The organism is Novosphingobium sp. (assembly GCF_039595395.1).
Taxonomy (GTDB): Bacteria; Pseudomonadota; Alphaproteobacteria; order Sphingomonadales; family Sphingomonadaceae; genus Novosphingobium.
In genome coordinates, this window is record NZ_JBCNLP010000001.1 from 2,672,759 (window position 1) to 2,688,990 (window position 16,232).

The 16,232-nt window shown below is 64.2% G+C and carries 12 protein-coding genes; 8 read left to right on the forward strand and 4 right to left on the reverse strand.

Features of this window, described 5'->3' with window-relative positions:
* The first annotated feature begins 42 nt into the window (after positions 1-42).
* From ABDW49_RS12400 to mazG, 8 genes are all read left to right on the forward strand, one after another.
* A complete protein-coding gene (locus ABDW49_RS12400; protein ID WP_343612259.1) occupies positions 43-753 on the forward strand; it encodes a CoA transferase subunit A in 711 nt (236 codons plus the stop codon).
* A complete protein-coding gene (locus ABDW49_RS12405; protein WP_343612260.1) occupies positions 753-1,388 on the forward strand; it encodes a CoA transferase subunit B in 636 nt (211 codons plus the stop codon). The genes ABDW49_RS12400 and ABDW49_RS12405 overlap by 1 nt, the downstream gene beginning before the upstream one ends.
* A 351-nt stretch (positions 1,389-1,739) precedes the next feature.
* The gene (locus ABDW49_RS12410; RefSeq protein WP_343612261.1) at positions 1,740-3,893 is read left to right on the forward strand and encodes a hypothetical protein; all 2,154 of its coding nucleotides are present in this window, start codon (positions 1,740-1,742) and stop codon (positions 3,891-3,893) included.
* Complete coding sequence (locus ABDW49_RS12415) at positions 3,893-4,645, forward strand: DUF3142 domain-containing protein (protein WP_343614271.1); 753 nt, start codon at positions 3,893-3,895, stop codon at positions 4,643-4,645. Before ABDW49_RS12410 ends, ABDW49_RS12415 begins: the two co-directional genes overlap by 1 nt.
* A 24-nt stretch (positions 4,646-4,669) precedes the next feature.
* Positions 4,670-5,623, forward strand: coding sequence for a DUF4424 domain-containing protein (locus ABDW49_RS12420; protein ID WP_343612262.1), 954 nt, complete (start codon positions 4,670-4,672; stop codon positions 5,621-5,623).
* Between the two features lie 138 nt (positions 5,624-5,761).
* Positions 5,762-8,263, forward strand: a complete 2,502-nt coding sequence (locus tag ABDW49_RS12425; RefSeq protein ID WP_343612264.1) for a TonB-dependent receptor — start codon at positions 5,762-5,764, stop codon at positions 8,261-8,263.
* A gap of 106 nt (positions 8,264-8,369) precedes the next feature.
* Positions 8,370-9,401 carry a glycerophosphodiester phosphodiesterase family protein gene (locus ABDW49_RS12430; protein WP_343612265.1) on the forward strand — a complete coding sequence of 344 codons (1,032 nt, stop codon included), beginning with the start codon at positions 8,370-8,372 and terminating at the stop codon, positions 9,399-9,401.
* 72 nt (positions 9,402-9,473) lie between these two features.
* Complete coding sequence (mazG, locus tag ABDW49_RS12435; protein ID WP_343612266.1) at positions 9,474-10,262, forward strand: nucleoside triphosphate pyrophosphohydrolase; 789 nt, start codon at positions 9,474-9,476, stop codon at positions 10,260-10,262.
* Between the two features lie 117 nt (positions 10,263-10,379).
* Here mazG and hflX read toward each other — a convergent pair whose 3' ends face one another.
* The 4 genes from hflX to ABDW49_RS12455 all read right to left on the reverse strand — a co-directional run bounded on the left by hflX (position 10,380) and on the right by ABDW49_RS12455 (position 16,180).
* Positions 10,380-11,765: a GTPase HflX gene (gene hflX, locus ABDW49_RS12440; RefSeq protein ID WP_343612268.1), complete on the reverse strand. Its 1,386-nt coding sequence runs from the start codon at positions 11,763-11,765 to the stop codon at positions 10,380-10,382.
* Positions 11,735-12,388 carry an RNA chaperone Hfq gene (hfq, locus tag ABDW49_RS12445; RefSeq protein WP_343612269.1) on the reverse strand — a complete coding sequence of 218 codons (654 nt, stop codon included), beginning with the start codon at positions 12,386-12,388 and terminating at the stop codon, positions 11,735-11,737. Before hfq ends, hflX begins: the two co-directional genes overlap by 31 nt.
* 144 nt (positions 12,389-12,532) lie before the next feature.
* Positions 12,533-13,918 carry a sigma-54 dependent transcriptional regulator gene (locus ABDW49_RS12450; RefSeq protein ID WP_343612271.1) on the reverse strand — a complete coding sequence of 462 codons (1,386 nt, stop codon included), beginning with the start codon at positions 13,916-13,918 and terminating at the stop codon, positions 12,533-12,535.
* An 18-nt stretch (positions 13,919-13,936) separates the two neighbouring features.
* On the reverse strand, positions 13,937-16,180 hold the full coding sequence (locus tag ABDW49_RS12455; RefSeq protein ID WP_343612273.1) for an ATP-binding protein: 2,244 nt from the start codon (positions 16,178-16,180) through the stop codon (positions 13,937-13,939).
* Positions 16,181-16,232: the final 52 nt, after the last annotated feature.

A 16,232-nucleotide genomic window follows, 5' to 3' on the forward strand; every position in this document is an offset into this window, starting at 1 on the left:
GCTACCCATCTCCTGAAGAACATCAAGGAGAGGACATCCCGGATGCCCGGCAAGATATACCCCGATGCCGCTGCCGCTTTGGAAGGCGTGCTGTTCGACGGCATGCTGATCGCAAGCGGAGGCTTTGGCCTCAGCGGCCTGCCCGAGCGCCTGATCGATGCCATTCAGGCCGCCGGCACGAAGGATCTCACCTTCGCCAGCAACAATGCCGGCATCGACAATGAAGGCATCGGCAAGCTGCTGCGCACAAGGCAGGTCAAGAAGATGATCTCCTCCTATGTGGGCGAGAACAAGGAGTTCGAACGCCAGTATCTGGCGGGCGAACTGGAGGTCGAGTTCACCCCGCAGGGCACGCTAGCCGAACGCATGCGCGCGGGCGGAGCAGGCATCCCCGGCTTCTACACCAAGACCGGCGTCGGCACGCTGGTGGCCGAGGGCAAGGAAGTCAAAACCTTCAACGGGCAGGACTATATCCTCGAGGAAGGCATCTTTGCCGATCTGGCCATCGTGAAGGGCTGGAAGGCCGACACCACCGGCAACGTCATCTTCCGCAAGACCGCCCGCAACTTCAACGTGCCTGCCGCCACCTGCGGCAAGGTCACTGTGGTGGAAGTGGAGGAGATCGTCGAACCGGGCCAACTCGATCCCGACGCCATCCATCTGCCCGGTGTCTTCGTGCAGCGCCTCGTGCTGGGCGCGCCCTACGACAAGAAGATCGAATTCCGCACCACGCGCAAGCGGGAGGACGCATAATGCCCTGGACCAGAGATGACATGGCCGCCCGCGCCGCCCGCGAACTGCAGGATGGCTTCTATGTGAACCTTGGCATCGGCATCCCCACGCTGGTCGCCAACCATGTGCCCGAGGGCGTGACCGTCACGCTGCAGAGCGAAAACGGCATGCTCGGCATCGGCCCCTTCCCCTACGAAGGCGAGGAAGATGCCGACCTCATCAACGCGGGCAAGCAGACCATCAGCGAACTGCCGCAATCGGCCTATTTCGACAGCGCCACCAGCTTCGGCATGATCCGCGGCGGGCATATCGATTTGACGGTGCTGGGCGCCATGGAGGTCTCCGAGAATGGCGACATCGCCAACTGGATGATCCCCGGCAAGATGATCAAGGGCATGGGCGGGGCGATGGACCTCGTCGCGGGCGTGAAGAAGATCATCGTGGTGATGGAGCACAACGCCAAGGACGGCAGCCCCAAGTTCATCCCCGCCTGCACCCTGCCGCTGACGGGGCTGGGCGTGGTGGACATGATTGTGACGGATCTGGCGGTGTTCCAGCGGGCGGATCATGCCTCGCCCTTCAAGCTGGTGGAGCTGGCGCCGGGGGTGAGCGTGGAAGAGGTGCGCGAGAAGACGTCAGCGAAGTTTGTCGAGTAAGGTTTGAAGGCAAAAGATGTGCGAGGGGGTTACCCCCTCGCGCTCCCATGACGTCTTCCGACGAAGCGGTAGTGGCGCCCGATCATAGCACCCAGCCTCTCCACCCGCGCCAAAGCGCCGCAGGCTATCGAATCCCGGAACATCAACGCTGCGCCATCAGAACCTGCCTGCGGCGCGGCAAACCGAGCGCAAGGCCGAACCCGTAGCTCCCACGTAGACATTAAAGGGAGCGCGAGGGTGTAACACCCTCGCATCTTCCACTTCTATCTTCTTACAGAACCTTTCCCCCTCCCTTCCCCATCCCTAAACATTCTGCCAAGACACCGTCCGAACAGCCAAAGGCGAGATCGGATGATGAAGGCGCTTTTTAGGGCACGCGGCAAGCATCGGGCTGCTGTTGTTGCAGCCGGGCTTGTACCGGCGGCGATGATTGCTGGTGGCGTGGTCTGGGCTTGTGCCGATTCCTCCTGTTATCCGGACTGGAAGCTTGGCGCTTCATCTTATGCCTGCAGCGGGCAGGCGGCGATGAATCCGGGCAATGACACGCGCATCAACATGATCTGGCTGATGCAGAGCCTGAGCGGATCGAGCCCGCCCGCCGCCGCCACCGCCAAAATCTCCGACGAGCGCCAGCTCGGGCAGACTTTCATGTCATGGCCGGGGTTGCGGTCGGCCTTCTGGCCCTCGCCCGCGACAGAAGCGCCCGCCGATACATCCGCGCCCTCCTGCCAGAATATCGCCCAGTCCCTTCCGGCTTTCCATGAGGCGCTGGCCGCCGACAAGGGCGTGCCAGAGGGTGAGCGCAAGGCCCTCAACCAACTGCGCGAGAAGGTTGGATGCGGCGATGTTTCGTGGGACGGCGCCGCCATCACCAGCGCGGCGGGGCGTGACTGGCTGGCCTATCTGAAAGCCTCGCAGGCCTTTTATGCCAATGACTGGGCCGGGGCGCGGCAGGGCTTTGCCCCGCTGGCCCGCGCCCGCAACACATGGATCGCGGAAACCGCATCCTATATGCCGATCCGCATTGCGCTGCGTGCGGCCGTGGCGGGGGCCGTCAATCAGTATGGCGATTTCGCGGGGGTGGAGAAGGTCGACACCGCGACGGTCGGGCAGGCGCGCGCGGCCATCGCGGCCTATTTGAAGGCCTATCCCAAGGGGCGCTATGCCGACTCCGCCAAGGGGCTGACGCGCCGCGTCGCCTGGCTGGGCGGCGATAATGAGACGCTGGCCCGCAGCTATGAGAATTTGCTCGCCACCACGCCGGGCAACCGTGAGGACGCCGCCGATCTGGCCGAGGAAATCGACATCAAGCTCTTCGAGAGTCAGGATGCCGATGCCCTGTTCGACCGGCTTCACGATATGCCGTTGCTGACGGCCATTGCCGACCTCAAGCGCATGCGGCGCGATGAGGGGGACGCCAAGGATCCGGGCAAACTCTCCGCCGCGCAGCTTGCGGCGCAGCAGGGGCAGTTCGCGGCGCATGGCGATCTCTATGGCTTTCTTCAGGCGACCCACGCTTTCCAGACCGGCGAGAACCCGCGCGCCATTCTGGCCATGCTGCCCGATGCCGCCCATGCCCAAAGCTACACGCCGCTCGCCTTCAGCCGCCAGATGCTGCGCGGCATGGCTTTGGCCAGGGCAAAGGACCCCAATGAGGCCGGTTTCTGGCAAGGCATGCTGGGCGGCGCCACTGCCGCCTATCAGCGCCCGCTGGTCGAGATGGGGCTGGTGCTGCGCTGGCAACGCGACGGCAGGCTGGCGCAGGTCTTCGCGCCCGGCTCCCCGATTACCGACAGCATGACCCGCGAGATCCTGCTGCAGACGCTGGCCACGCCCGCCATCCTGCGGGGCAGCGCGAAGGATGCCTCACGCCCCGCGCATGAGCGCGACATTGCCCGCTTCACCCTGCTCTACAAGGATCTGACCAACGGGGCCTATGCCGATTTCGGCAGCGATGTCGCGCTGGCCCCGGCGACGGCCTCGAAAGACGCCCATCTCTATGATTTCTCGATGCAGGATGACATTCCGGTCAGCCTGTTCCGCACCGGCCAATGGTCCGATGGCAAGTTCCCCTGCGGATCGCTGACGCAAACCACCGCCGCGCTGGCGCGATCGCCAGTCGACCGCAAGGCGCAGCTTTGCCTTGCCGAGTTCTATCGCCTCAATGGCTTCGACGGCTTCTCGCTGTTCCGCTCCGACGGCAAACGCAATCTGCTCGGCGCGGGGGCCAGCGGCTTCCCCGGCAAGCCCCTGTCGCGCGACACCATCTATGCCGCCGTCATTGCCGACCAGCGGGCCACGCCCGATGAGCGCGCCTATGCGCTCTATCGCGCGGTGATGTGCTATGCGCCCTCGGGCTACAATGGCTGCGCGACCTCGCGCCTCACCTACAGCGAGACCGAAACCAACGACGTGCCCAAGTCCATGCGCAAGGCATGGTACGATGAACTCAAGCAGCGCTATCCGGGCAGTCCATGGGCCAAATCCCTGCACTATTACTGGTGATGAGGCCCCGCGCCGCTCTGGCCACGCTGCTGCTGGGCCTGTGCCTGCTGCCCGGTTGCCAGAAGCAGCGCGAGGCCGCGCAGAAGCCGCAGGTGCAGGCCTCCGCCCATGATGCCTTCTATCTGTGGCCCGGCGTCACGCCCTCGCCCGACCTGCGGCCCAAAACACTCTATCTGCTCGATGGCGAGGTCCGGCATGGCGGAGCGCCAAGGCTGACACGCCTGCGCATGGGCACACCGCATCTGCCCGGCAAGGCGGTCTGGCTGGTGGTGCGTGCCGACCGGCTCGACTGGGACGCTGCCACCTATGCCGCCATTCTGGCCGACCTCGATCAATGGCAGAAGGCGGGCAACAGCATTACCGGCCTGCAGCTTGATTTCGACGCGGCGACGCGCGGCATCGGCAACTATGCCCGCTTCCTCAAGGATCTGCGCGCCCGCCTGCCCCGCCGCTGGCAACTGTCCGTCACCGGGCTGATGGACTGGAGCGCGCATGGCGACCCGCAGCAACTCGCGACCATGGCGGGCATCCTCGATGAGGTGGTGATCCAGACCTATCAGGGCCAGACCACCATTGCGGGCTATGACAGCTATTTCGTCCGCATGGCGCATTTCCCCATCCCCTTCCGCGTGGCGCTGGTCGAAGGCGGCGCATGGCGCGCCCCGCCCGCGCTGGAGCAGCATCCGCGCTTTCGCGGCTATGTCGTCTTTCTGCTGAAGCATCCCTCCCCCCAGACACGCGCGGGCGCCTGAAGCGCACAACCCGAAAGAGCCCCCATGAAAGCCTGCCTGCTCCCCATCGCCACCGCGCTGGCCCTGCTGCCCCAGAGTGCTTCCAGCAATGACTCCTCGGCCCAACTGGCTGCCGGAGGCCTTGTGCTGACCCACAGCGACGCCATCGAGATGCGCAGCGAGGATCTGCGGATTTCGCGCTCTGCGGTGGTGGTGCGCTACACCTTCATCAACACCAGCGCGAAGGATGTGACCAGCCGCGTTGCCTTCCCCCTGCCCCCCATGGGCGGCCCCGATTTCTTCCAGAGCGATGTCTCCATCCCGGTCAACAAGGCCAACAATTTCCTGGGCTTTACCACAATCATCGATGGCAGGCCGGTGCCCATGGAGATCGAGCAGAAGGCCACGACCGAGGGCATCGACCGCACCGCCTGGCTGCGCGCCAATGGCATACCCCTCGCCCCGCAGACCGATGCCGCGCAGGCCGCGCTGGGAAAACTATCCGCCCCCAAACATGCCGAGGCCGAAAAGATGGGCCTGTTCGGCAGCGATGGCGGCCCCGGCTGGACGCTCCAAACCACCTATCACTGGGTCCAGCGCTTCCCCGCCGGTGTGCCGGTGGTGGTGGAGCATCGCTACACCCCCTCGGTCGGCAGCACGGTGCAGACCATGCTGGGCGAGGACAAAGACCCCGAAACCACCAAACGCTATTGCGTGGAGCCCTCGTTGCTGGCCAGCCTGCGCCGCATCCATGATGGCGGCAAGGTCGTCTTTTCGGAAGACTGGCTCGATTACATTCTGGTCACCGGGGGCAACTGGAAAAAACCCATCGGCCAGTTCCGCCTGACGATCGACAAGGAAAAGCCCAAGGATCTGGTGAGCCTCTGCGCCGAAGGCCTGCGCAAGACCGGCCCCACCACCTTCGAGATGACCCGCACCAACTGGCGCCCGGAGCATGATCTCTCGATCCTGTTCCTCGTGCACCACGATATTGAGTGAGTGCATCGTGAAAAATAAGACATTTCAAAGACATTCATAGCTATGCCGTCTCGATAACGACATAAAACAGTCAATCTCCTGTCACGTGGACCCTCTAGCGGCTTCGCAACCGCAGCGCGATGTTAAGAGGGACACGCCATGAGCTTTCGCCGAATTGTAAACACGCTGATGCTGCCGGGGGTCGCCGTTCTGGCCCTCGCGCCGGCCCTGGCCCATGCCGATGACACCACCAAGGCCGCCGATGCCACCGCCCCGGCCGAGACCTCCGCCCCCGAAGAGGTGAGCACCGACACCATCACGGTGACCGCCAAGGCGACCCGCTCCAGCACCTCGGTCGCGGGCGCGGAGATCCAGAAGATCCTGCCCGGCGCCTCGCCCTTCAAGGCGATGCAGACCCTGCCCGGCGTGCTCTACATCACCGCCGATCCGTGGGGCAACAATGAGCAGAACGCTCAGCTCTTCATCCACGGCTTCTCGATCAGCCAGCTTGGCTATGTGATGGACGGCGTGCCGCTGGGCGACCAGAATTACGGCAATTTCAACGGCCTGTCGCCTCAGCGCGCGCTGATCTCCGAAAACGTCGGCCGCACCGTCGTCGCCACCGGCGCGGGCGAGCTGGGCATCGCCTCGACCAGCAATCTGGGCGGCGCGGTTCAGGTCTACAGCAGCGATCCGGAAAGCCGCATGGGCGTGCAGGTCAACCAGACCGGCGGCATGTACGGCACCTCGCGCACCTATGCCCGCGTCGACAGCGGCGAGTTCGCCGGCGGCAACAAGTTCTACATTTCGGCAGCGCGCCAGCGCGGGCGTTCGTGGGACTTTGGCGGCATTCAGGGCGGCTGGCAGGCCAACGCCAAATTCGTCCATGAAGACCACATCGGCAAGCTGACCGCCTATTTCGACTGGTCGGACAAGACCGAGCCCAACGAAGACGCCTCGGTCATCTACACCAAGCCGGCCAATGCCATTCAGGCCAATGTGCCTTACACCCGCCCCTATACCTATCCCAATTTCGCCACCGCGCGCAGCTATGTCGATGCCTTTGGCAACACGCCCGCCGCTGACGGTTCGAACTATCGCAACTATTATTCTGACGCTCACCGCGCAGATTATCTTGGATACCTCAAGTATGATCTGAACCTTGGCGAGCATGTGAAATGGTCGAACCAGGTCTATTATCACCACAACAATGGTGAAGGCGTGGTGGCCGGGCCGCTGGGCCAGTCGATCACCGTGGTCGATGCCTATCTGACGCCGGGCTACACCACCGCCACCGCTCAGAAGAGCAATGCCAACACCTCGTCCTATCTGGTCGCGGCGACGGGCGGCTCGGGCTATGTGACCCGCACCACCGAATATCGCATCATGCGCAAGGGCATCATCTCGACGCTGAACGCCGACATCGGCAATCATTCGATCGAGGCGGGTGTCTGGTATCAATACAACAGCTCGCATGCCTGGCGCCGCTGGTATGCTCTGGATGCCAGCAATCCGGACAGCTCGACGCCCTACACCACGCCCACCAACCCGCTCTTCACGCAATATGCCGCCGAAATGCGCGTGAACACGCTGCAGTTGCATCTGCAGGACACCTGGAAGATGACCAACCGCCTCACCGTCGAGGCCGGCATCAAGACCAGCGCGCAATATGCCAACGGCTTCTTCATCGCCCAGCCCAAGGTCGGTTCCTATGCCGGTCTGGTCGCGGGTGACAGCCTGCCCTCGGGCCGCATCAACACCGAAAACTGGTTCCTGCCCACCGTCGGCGCCAAGTGGAACGTGACCGGCCACGAGGAACTCTACGCCAACATCCAGAAGAATATGCGCCAGTATCAGGCCTACGGCGGCGGCGGCAGCGCCGATCCGTGGTCGGTGGGCAACCAGCAGGCCTTCGACTACATCAAGGCCAATGGTCATCCCGAAAGCTCGTGGACCTATGAAGTGGGTCTGCGCTCGAAGCACAGCTTCACCAACAGCGCGGTGACCAGCATCGAGGGCCAGATCAACTATTACCACGTCGATTTCAGCAACCGCCTGCTTTCGGTCAGCGCGGCGCCGGGCGGCATCGCGGGTGGCTCGATCACCGGCGGCACCACCTCGCTGTTCAACGTGGGCAATGTGAAGACCGACGGTGTGGACGCCGGCGCCACGCTGCGCTTCGGCTCGATCGCCTCGATCTACAACGCGATCAGCTACAACAACTCGGTCTATCAGAGCGACTATTCCACCGCGACGGGCGCGGCCACCGGCAGCAGCATCGGCGGCTTCACCACCGTCAACAATGTGGTTCCCACCGGCGGCAAGCAGGTGCCCGGCAGCCCCAAGTGGATGAACAAGACCGTCATCACGCTGGACAACGGGCCCTTCCAGGTTCAGCTCTTCGGTGACTATGTGGGCAAGCGTTACGCCACCTATGTCAACGACGGCGCGGTGGGCAGCTACTTCCTGGTTTCGGCCCGGATCGCGGCCAAGATCCCCGAACGGTGGATCCATGCCCGCAAGGCGGAGATCAGCATGAATGTGACCAACCTGTTCAACACGACCGGCTGGTCCACCGTGTCTGTCAATACGGCGTCCAGCTTCTCGGCCTATCCGATCGCGCCGCGCATGGTGTTCGGCACGCTGTCTCTGGGGTTCTAAGATGATGATGGGGCCGATTTCCCGCCGCCGCCTGATGGGCTATACCGCCGCAGGCATCGCCATGGGGGTCGGCCCCATCACTTCTTTTGCCCAGGGAGCTGTTCCGATGCGTCAACGTCCAGCCAAGCCGGTTGTCATGGGTCATCGCGGCTGTTCGGCGCTGCGGCCCGAGCATACGCTGGGCTCCTATGCCAAGGCGATCCAGGACGGGGCCGATTTCGTCGAGCCCGATCTGGTGAGCACCAAGGATGGCGTTCTGGTGATACGCCATGAGAACAACATCGCGGAAACAACTGATGTTGCAGCACATCCTGAGTTCGCCTCACGCAAGACGAGCAAGACCGTCGATGGCGAGAAGCTGACCGGCTGGTTCACCGAGGACTTCACCCTTGCCGAGCTGAAGACGCTGCGGGCCAAGGAACGCCTTGAGGGGATGCGCACGGAAAGCCATTCCTACGACGGCCAGTTCCAGATCGTGACGCTGGAGGAGATGATCGACTTCGTGGCGGCGGAAAGCGCGGCGCGGGGGCGGATCATCGGCATCATTCCCGAGATCAAGCATTCCACCTATTTCGCCGGGATCGGCCTGCCGCAGGAGGGGCGTTTTCTCGAAAGGCTGAACGCCAGCCGTTACCTGAAGACCGCCCCGGTGATCGTGCAGAGCTTCGAGACCGACAATCTACGCAAGCTGCGTCCGGCACTGGCTGACAAGCCCAATGTGCAGCTGATGCAGTTGATCGGCGCGCCCAATGAGAGCCCCGCAGATTTGGTGGCCAAGGGCGACAAGCGCGTCTGGAAGGATCTGTTCACCCCCGCCGCCATGGCCGATATGGCGACTTATGCCGACTGGTTCGCGCCGCCAACGCGCATGTACATCCCGCTGGGCAAGGACGGCAAGCTGGCCGCCCCCACCGGTCTGCATCTGGCCGCGCGCAAGGCGGGCATGCTGGTGGGCACCTGGACCTTCCGCCCGGAAAACCATTTCCTCGCCGGCGACTTCCAGAATGGCGCTGGCGACGGCGCCCGCAATGTCGAGGGCAGTCTGGCCGAGATCAGCCACTATCTGAAGACGCTGCAACTCGACGGTTTCTTCACCGACGATCCCGCGCTTGGCCGCAAGGTTGTCGATCAGGCGTAAAGGCCTGTTGGCAAAGGCGGAGGCTCCATGGCAGAGGGGAAGGTGCCCTTCCCTCTGCCCGTGAGGTTTTTCATGTCCGCCAGCCCTTCTCTCGACCGTCTGCTCGCCATCATGGCCCGGCTGCGCGATCCGGCAAAGGGTTGCGAATGGGACGTGGCGCAGACCTTCGCCACCATCGCGCCCTACACCATCGAGGAGGCCTATGAGGTCGCCGACGCCATCGAGCGTGACGATATGGCCGATCTGCGCGAGGAACTGGGCGATCTGCTGCTGCAGGTGGTGTTCCACGCACGCATGGCCGAGGAAGCCGGGCATTTCAGCTTCGACGATGTCGCCGCGGGAATCGCGGCCAAGATGGAAAAGCGCCATCCGCACATCTTCGGCGATGAGGCCGGGCAGGACTGGTCGCGTGAAACCCGCTGGGAAGCCCAGAAGGCCAGCGAGCGTGAAGCCAAGGGCGCAACCAGCGCGATGGATGGGGTGGCTCAGGCGCTCCCCGCGCTGATGCGGGCGGAAAAGCTGCAAAAGCGTGCGGTACGGCAGGGTTTTGACTGGCCCGATACCGAAGGCCCCGTCGCCAAACTCTCCGAGGAAGTGCAGGAACTGGCCGAAGCAACCAATGAGGCCGAGCGTATCGAGGAAGCGGGCGATCTGCTCTTCGCCGCCGTCAATGTGACGCGGGCTTATGGCGTGGCGCCCGAGGAAGCCCTGCGCGCCGCCAATGCCAAATTCGAGCGCCGCTATCGCGGGATGGAAACGCTCTCAAGCGAACAGGGCCGGGATTTCGCGGCCCTGTCGCTCGATGAGCAGGAGGAACTGTGGCAGGCCGTCAAGCGACGCGAGAAGGGCTTAACGGTCTAAGCGCCGCCGCGCCTCTGGAGTATCCTGCGTGATTCAGGAATCACGCAGGATACTCTAGGCATTTGTTGTCGCATCGTTTTTCGCGAAAAACCGGTTCCCACTTTTTCGCACGATGCTCTAGCCCTCCAGATCCTCGCTCAACCGGCAATAGCGGCCCCATTCGCGCGGCGTCAGACGCACCCGCAGGCGGCGGCGATGATCCTCGCCCTCGCCCGCATCGCTGTCTTCCAGCACATCGCCATGGGCATGCAGCCACGCCAGACGCTGGCCATCGCCGGCCTCCAGCGTAATCACATGTTCGCGGGCATCGCCCGTCAGCAAGCGGCCTGCGGCTTCGAGCAGCTCATCGCAGCCCTCGCCGGTCAGCGCCGACAATGGCACGATCAGTTGGTCCTCATCCTCGCCCTGCTGGCGCGCGGCGCGCAGCAGATCGGCGATCTGGTCAGCGGGCAGCAAGTCCCACTTGTTCCACACCTCGATGATGGGAACCTTGGGGGCGAAACCGCCCTCCTCCATCAGCCCCAGATCGGCCAACACATCAAGCACATGCGCCTTTTGCGAGGCCGTTTCGGGATTGGCGATATCGCGCACATGGATCACCACATCGGCGGCGGTGACCTCTTCCAGCGTGGCGCGGAAAGCGGCGACAAGCTGCGTCGGCAGGTCCGAAATGAAACCCACCGTGTCCGAGAGGATCGCCTTGTCCACGCCCGCCAGACGGATCGCGCGCATTGTCGGGTCCAGCGTGGCGAAGAGCAGATCCTGCGCCATCACGCCCGCACCGGTCAGCCGGTTGAACAAGGTCGATTTGCCCGCGTTGGTGTAGCCCACCAGCGCCAGCACCGGCCAAGGCGCCTTGCCGCGCCTCTCGCGATGCAGACCGCGCGTGCGTCGGACCTGTTCCAGCTCGCGGCGGATGCGCGCCATGCGGTCGCGGATCATGCGGCGGTCGGCCTCGATCTGGGTTTCGCCGGGGCCGCCAAGGAAGCCAAAGCCGCCGCGCTGACGCTCAAGGTGAGTCCAGGACCGGACCAGACGGCCCGCCTGATAGTCCAGATGCGCCAGTTCGACCTGCAGGCGACCTTCGGCGGTCGCCGCGCGCTCGCCGAAGATTTCGAGGATCAGCCCGGTGCGGTCGATCACCTTGCGCTTGAGCTTTTCCTCAAGATTGCGCTGCTGCACCGCCGAAAGCGAGCCATCGACGATCACCAACTCGGCCTCATGCAGGTTGCACTGCACCAGAATGTTGTCGATCTGGCCCTCGCCGAACAGCGTGCCGGGGCGTGCTTCGCGGATGGGCACGGCAAAGGCCTCGGCGATTTCCAGCCCGATGGCCAGCGCCAGGCCCTTGGCCTCCTCGATCCGCGCGGCGGGGTCACTCGTGGTGGCAGCCCGCCCGCGGATGTCCGGACATACGACGAGGGCACGCGCGCCGCGCGTCACCTCGCCCTTCGAGTCATCAATATGGAAAGTCAGGCGTCGGAATCCTCTTCGCCGTCCCATTCACCCGTCAGGTCGACCGGGGTCAACGGCTGAATGGTCGAAACGGCATGTTTATAGGCCAACTGGACGTAACCTTCACGCTCCAGCAGCATGCAGAACAGATCGTAAGCGGCGACGCGGCCCTGAAGCATCACGCCATTCACCAGGAACATCGTGACCTGAGCGGCGGCAGCGCGGATGCTGGAGAGGAACACGTCCTGCAGCAGGCGGGCCTTCTTGTTGCCCTCGCTGGTGCCGAACAGGCGGGTGTCGATCGGCGTGCTGGGCATGATCGTCGAGACGGCATGCTTGTAGACGAGCTGCGACTGGCCATCGCGGCGCAGCAGGATCGAGAAATTGTCGAACCAGGTAACAATGCCCTGCAATTTCACACCCTTGACGAGGAACATCGTCACCGGGGTCTTGTTCTTGCGCAGGTGGTTGAGGAACTGGTCCTGAAGGTTCTGGCCACCCTTGCCCGACACAGCGCCCGAAGGGGCAGCCGCCGGGGTGGGAGCGGGAACCGGTGCAGCCTCGGCCTCCGGAGCGGGAGGCGGCGTTGCGGCCTTCAGCTTGGGCCGGGCGGTCAGCTTGCGCGCGGGCTTGGCCTCAGGCGTTTCCGAGGTTTCGGTCGTTTCGGTCATTTTGGCTCCTGTTTTTGGCGGATGGTGGTGCCACCCGCGATCTGGCCTCCGATTCCCGGATGGCCGACTTCTGTCCTGAGTGAATAATGTTTCGCGCTTGCAGCGTAAATGGCCAAAATTGTCCTACAGTGTAAAAAGAGGGGCCTACTCCTCCTCCTCATCCTCCCGCCGCTCACCCATGCCCAGCAGCTTGAGCTTGCGGTGCAGGGCCGAGCGCTCCATGCCGATGAAGCTGGCGGTCTTGGAAATGTTGCCCGAAAAACGGCGAATCTGGACGCGCAGATATTCGCGCTCGAAATTCTCGCGCGCCTCGCGCAGGGGCACGCCCATCAGCGCCGACATGCCGCCATCGCCGGCCAGACGCCCGCTGACGATTTCGCCCGGCAGCATATCCGGCTCGATGCAGCCCAGACGTTCGCGCGGGGCGAGGATCACGGTACGCTCGACCACATTGCGGAGCTGGCGGACATTGCCCGGCCATTCATAGGCCTGCAGCGCGGCCATCGCCTCAAGGCTGATGTCGGGCGGCGGCAGGCCCTGATCGTTGGCGTAACGCGCGAAGAAATGGCTGACCAGCGCGGGCACGTCATCGCGACGCTCCGAGAGCGGCGGCACATGCACCGGCACGACGTTCAGTCGGTAGAACAGATCCTCGCGGAAACGCTTTTCGGCGATTTCCTTCTCCAGATTGCGGCTGGTGGAGGAGACCACGCGCACATCGACGCGCAACTGCCGCGCCCCGCCAACACGGGCAAAGGCCTGATCGGTGAGCACCCGCAGGATCCGCGCCTGCGTCGAAAGCGGCATATCGCCCACCTCGTCGAGGTAGAGCGTGCCGCCATCGGCCATCTCCAGCAGGCCGGCACGTACCAGCTTGCCGTTCTGCTCCTCGCCGAACAGCTCCTCCTCGAAGCGCTCGGGGGTGATGCGGGCGGAATTGACGCTGACGAAGGGATTGGCCGCACGCGGGCTCCAGCTATGGAGCAGGCGCGCCGCCACCTCCTTGCCCGCGCCCGAAGGGCCCGAGATCAGCAGACGGCTGCCGGTGTTGGCCACGCGCTTCAGCGTCGCGCGCACATGGTTGATCGAGCTGGAGTTGCCGGTGAACTCCTCGCCCTGCGTGACGTCCAGCTTCAGCCGGGCATTCTCGCGGCGCAGGCGTTCGGTTTCCGTGGCACGCTCGACCAGATGGAGCAGCCGCTCGGTCTCGAAGGGTTTTTCGATGAAATCCATCGCCCCGCGACCGATCGCGGCCACCGCCGTATCGATGTTGCCATGGCCCGAGAAGATGATCACCGGCAGGTCGGGCTCGCGCGCCTTGATCGCGTCGAGCACCTCCAGCCCGTCCATCGGGCTGCCGTGCAGCCACACGTCGAGCAGCACCAGCGAAGGGCGGCGCTTGTCCACCGCCTCCAGCGCGGCGCGGCTGTCGCCCGCCGTCCTGCAGTCATAGCCCTCGTCGGAGAGCACACCCGCGACCAGATCGCGAATGTCCTTCTCATCGTCGACGATCAGGATATCGAGTGCCATGGAAAGTTCCGTTCCTTACTACTCGGCCGCCTCGCCGACACGCCTGGCAGCACCCATGTCTGCGGCAGGCTTGTCGTCGAGCGGATCGCGCGCGAAGCGCATGGTGACTCGGGTTCCCCCCCCATTGGTGCCCCCCGTTTCGACCGAGGCGAAGGCCATCTCGCCCCCGTGTTCCTCGATGATCTTCTTCACGATGGCCAGACCAAGGCCTGTGCCCTTCTCACGCGTGGTGACATAGGGCTCGACGATGCGCTCGCGGTCCTGAGGCAGGCCGATGCCATTGTCGGTGATGGTCACCATCACGCTGTCCTCATCGCCGGAGAGATCCAGCGTGATGCGCCCGCGATAATCGCCCTCGGCGTTCTTGGCGCGCGCCTCGACCGCCTCCGTGGCGTTTTTCAGCACATTGGTCATGGCCTGACCGAACTGATGACGGTCGCAGGCGATCTGGTTGATCCCCTCACCCGCCGAGAAGGCAAAGCTGATGTCCGGTCGCGCGACCTCCTGAAGGAACATCGCCTGACGCGCCAGATCGGCCGGGTCCTCGGTGCGGAAGACCGGCTTGGGCAGGCGCGCGAAGGAGGAGAACTCATCGACCATCTTGCGCAGATCGCCCACCTGCCGGATGATCGTCTGGGTCAGCTCCTCGAACAATTCGCCATCATCGACGATCTGCTTGCGATAGCGGCGCTTGAGGCGTTCCGTGGCAAGCTGGATCGGGGTGAGCGGGTTCTTGATCTCATGCGCGATGCGCCGCGCCACGTCGGACCAGGCCGCCTGACGCTGGTCGAGCAATTGCCGGGTGATGTCCTCGAAGGTCAGCACCGCGCCTGCCGGATTGCCGGTGACCTTTACCGCCAGCGTCAGCAATTCGCTGCCCTTGGCATATTGCACGATGCCCTCATTGGCGGCAGGCCCGACCAGCCCGGCAAGCTGAGGCGCGATATCGCCCAGCGCATGGCCCTCGGGCGGGCCGGCATCGGCAGGGCGCAGCAGCTTCTGCGCCGAGGAGTTCATCAGCAGCACGCGCCCCTCGGCATCAAGCGAGATCACGCCTGCCGTCACCGATTCCAGCACAGCCTCGATAAAGGCGCGGCGTTCGCCGATTTGCTGGTTGGCGCCGACAAGGGCCAAAGTCTGCCGCTCGATCTGGCCGGTCATGCGGTTGAAGGCGCGGTTGAGCAGGCCGATCTCGTCGGACCCGGCCCGCCCCTGCACACGCTGATCGAACTCACCGGCACCCACGCGCCGGGCGGCGGCCACCAGTTCGGCCAGCGGCTGCACCTGACGGTCGGCAAAGCGCAAGGCGAACCACACGGACAGACCCACCAGCGCCAGCGAGGCGATGAACAGCGCCACGTTGAAGCGCAATTGCAGCAGCCGCGCTTTCTGCGTGAGCACCTGATAGGCGCGCACGATGTTATCGGCGCGACGGCCCTGGGTGATCGCCAGAAGGTCCGAACGGCGCGCGGCAAAGAGATAGATGCCGCTGCGGCGGTCGATCGGCGTCACCACCTCGATCCGGTCGGCGTTGGTGTTGACGACGATGTTCTCGCCAGCATCGAGGCGGCGCAAGGCCTCGGGCTTGACCCAGTCATGCGGCTTGCCGCTGGGATCGATAAAGGCGGCGGTGTTCAGGGCACCGTTGGGGCCCTTCTGCAGGATCGCCACCTCATCCAGCTTGCGCTGCACGACCTGATAGGAAATGCCCTCCTGAAACTCACGGCTGACCATCGAGACACGGCTGAGCGCATCATGCACATCGTAAGCCATGGCGATGGCATTGTCGGACACGTCGCGCTGGCTCTGCTCATAATAGCCCTGCGCCAGCTTGTTGGCGTTTTCCAGCATGCCGCGCGAATTGTCGGAGAACCAGAACTCCACGCCCGACTGGAACAGCCACGAAGCGCAGACCACCACCAGCAGCGTCGGCACCGCCGCGATCATCGAGAAGAGGAACACGAGCTGCACATGCAGCCTTCCCTTCGAACCGATGCTTTCGGCCGCGCGGCGCAGCGCCATGCGCCGCCCGATCAGCATCAGGATCGCCATGGCGGGCACCAGCATGCCCACCAGCAAGGTGGCCGTCAGCGCCGAGGGCAGCAACTGGCCTTTGTCGGACTGGTCCGAGAGCACAAGATAGGCAGAGAGCGTCGCGGCCAGGAAAGAGGCCAGCGCCACACCTTCCAGCCACGGGAAGATGTTCGCGCGCCGCAGATAGACCTGCGCCCGGCGCCACCAGCGGGGCAGCCATCGGCGCATGGAAGGGGTCAAATTCTGCGGCATCGTTGCGCGCTTACAACACCACTGTAGC

Excerpts from the sequence above, each read along its gene's own strand:
- ABDW49_RS12455 (WP_343612273.1), bottom strand. The coding sequence starts at position 16,180 with ATGCGCCGATGGCTGCCCCGCTGGTGGCGCCGGGCGCAGGTCTATCTG.
- ABDW49_RS12430 (WP_343612265.1), top strand. The coding sequence starts at position 8,370 with ATGCGTCAACGTCCAGCCAAGCCGGTTGTCATGGGTCATCGCGGCTGT.
- ABDW49_RS12410 (WP_343612261.1), top strand. The coding sequence starts at position 1,740 with ATGATGAAGGCGCTTTTTAGGGCACGCGGCAAGCATCGGGCTGCTGTT.
- ABDW49_RS12425 (WP_343612264.1), top strand. The coding sequence starts at position 5,762 with ATGAGCTTTCGCCGAATTGTAAACACGCTGATGCTGCCGGGGGTCGCC.
- mazG (WP_343612266.1), top strand. The coding sequence starts at position 9,474 with ATGTCCGCCAGCCCTTCTCTCGACCGTCTGCTCGCCATCATGGCCCGG.
- ABDW49_RS12450 (WP_343612271.1), bottom strand. The coding sequence starts at position 13,918 with ATGGCACTCGATATCCTGATCGTCGACGATGAGAAGGACATTCGCGAT.
- ABDW49_RS12405 (WP_343612260.1), top strand. The coding sequence starts at position 753 with ATGCCCTGGACCAGAGATGACATGGCCGCCCGCGCCGCCCGCGAACTG.
- ABDW49_RS12420 (WP_343612262.1), top strand. The coding sequence starts at position 4,670 with ATGAAAGCCTGCCTGCTCCCCATCGCCACCGCGCTGGCCCTGCTGCCC.
- ABDW49_RS12400 (WP_343612259.1), top strand. The coding sequence starts at position 43 with ATGCCCGGCAAGATATACCCCGATGCCGCTGCCGCTTTGGAAGGCGTG.
- hflX (WP_343612268.1), bottom strand. The coding sequence starts at position 11,765 with ATGGGACGGCGAAGAGGATTCCGACGCCTGACTTTCCATATTGATGAC.
- hfq (WP_343612269.1), bottom strand. The coding sequence starts at position 12,388 with ATGACCGAAACGACCGAAACCTCGGAAACGCCTGAGGCCAAGCCCGCG.
- ABDW49_RS12415 (WP_343614271.1), top strand. The coding sequence starts at position 3,893 with ATGAGGCCCCGCGCCGCTCTGGCCACGCTGCTGCTGGGCCTGTGCCTG.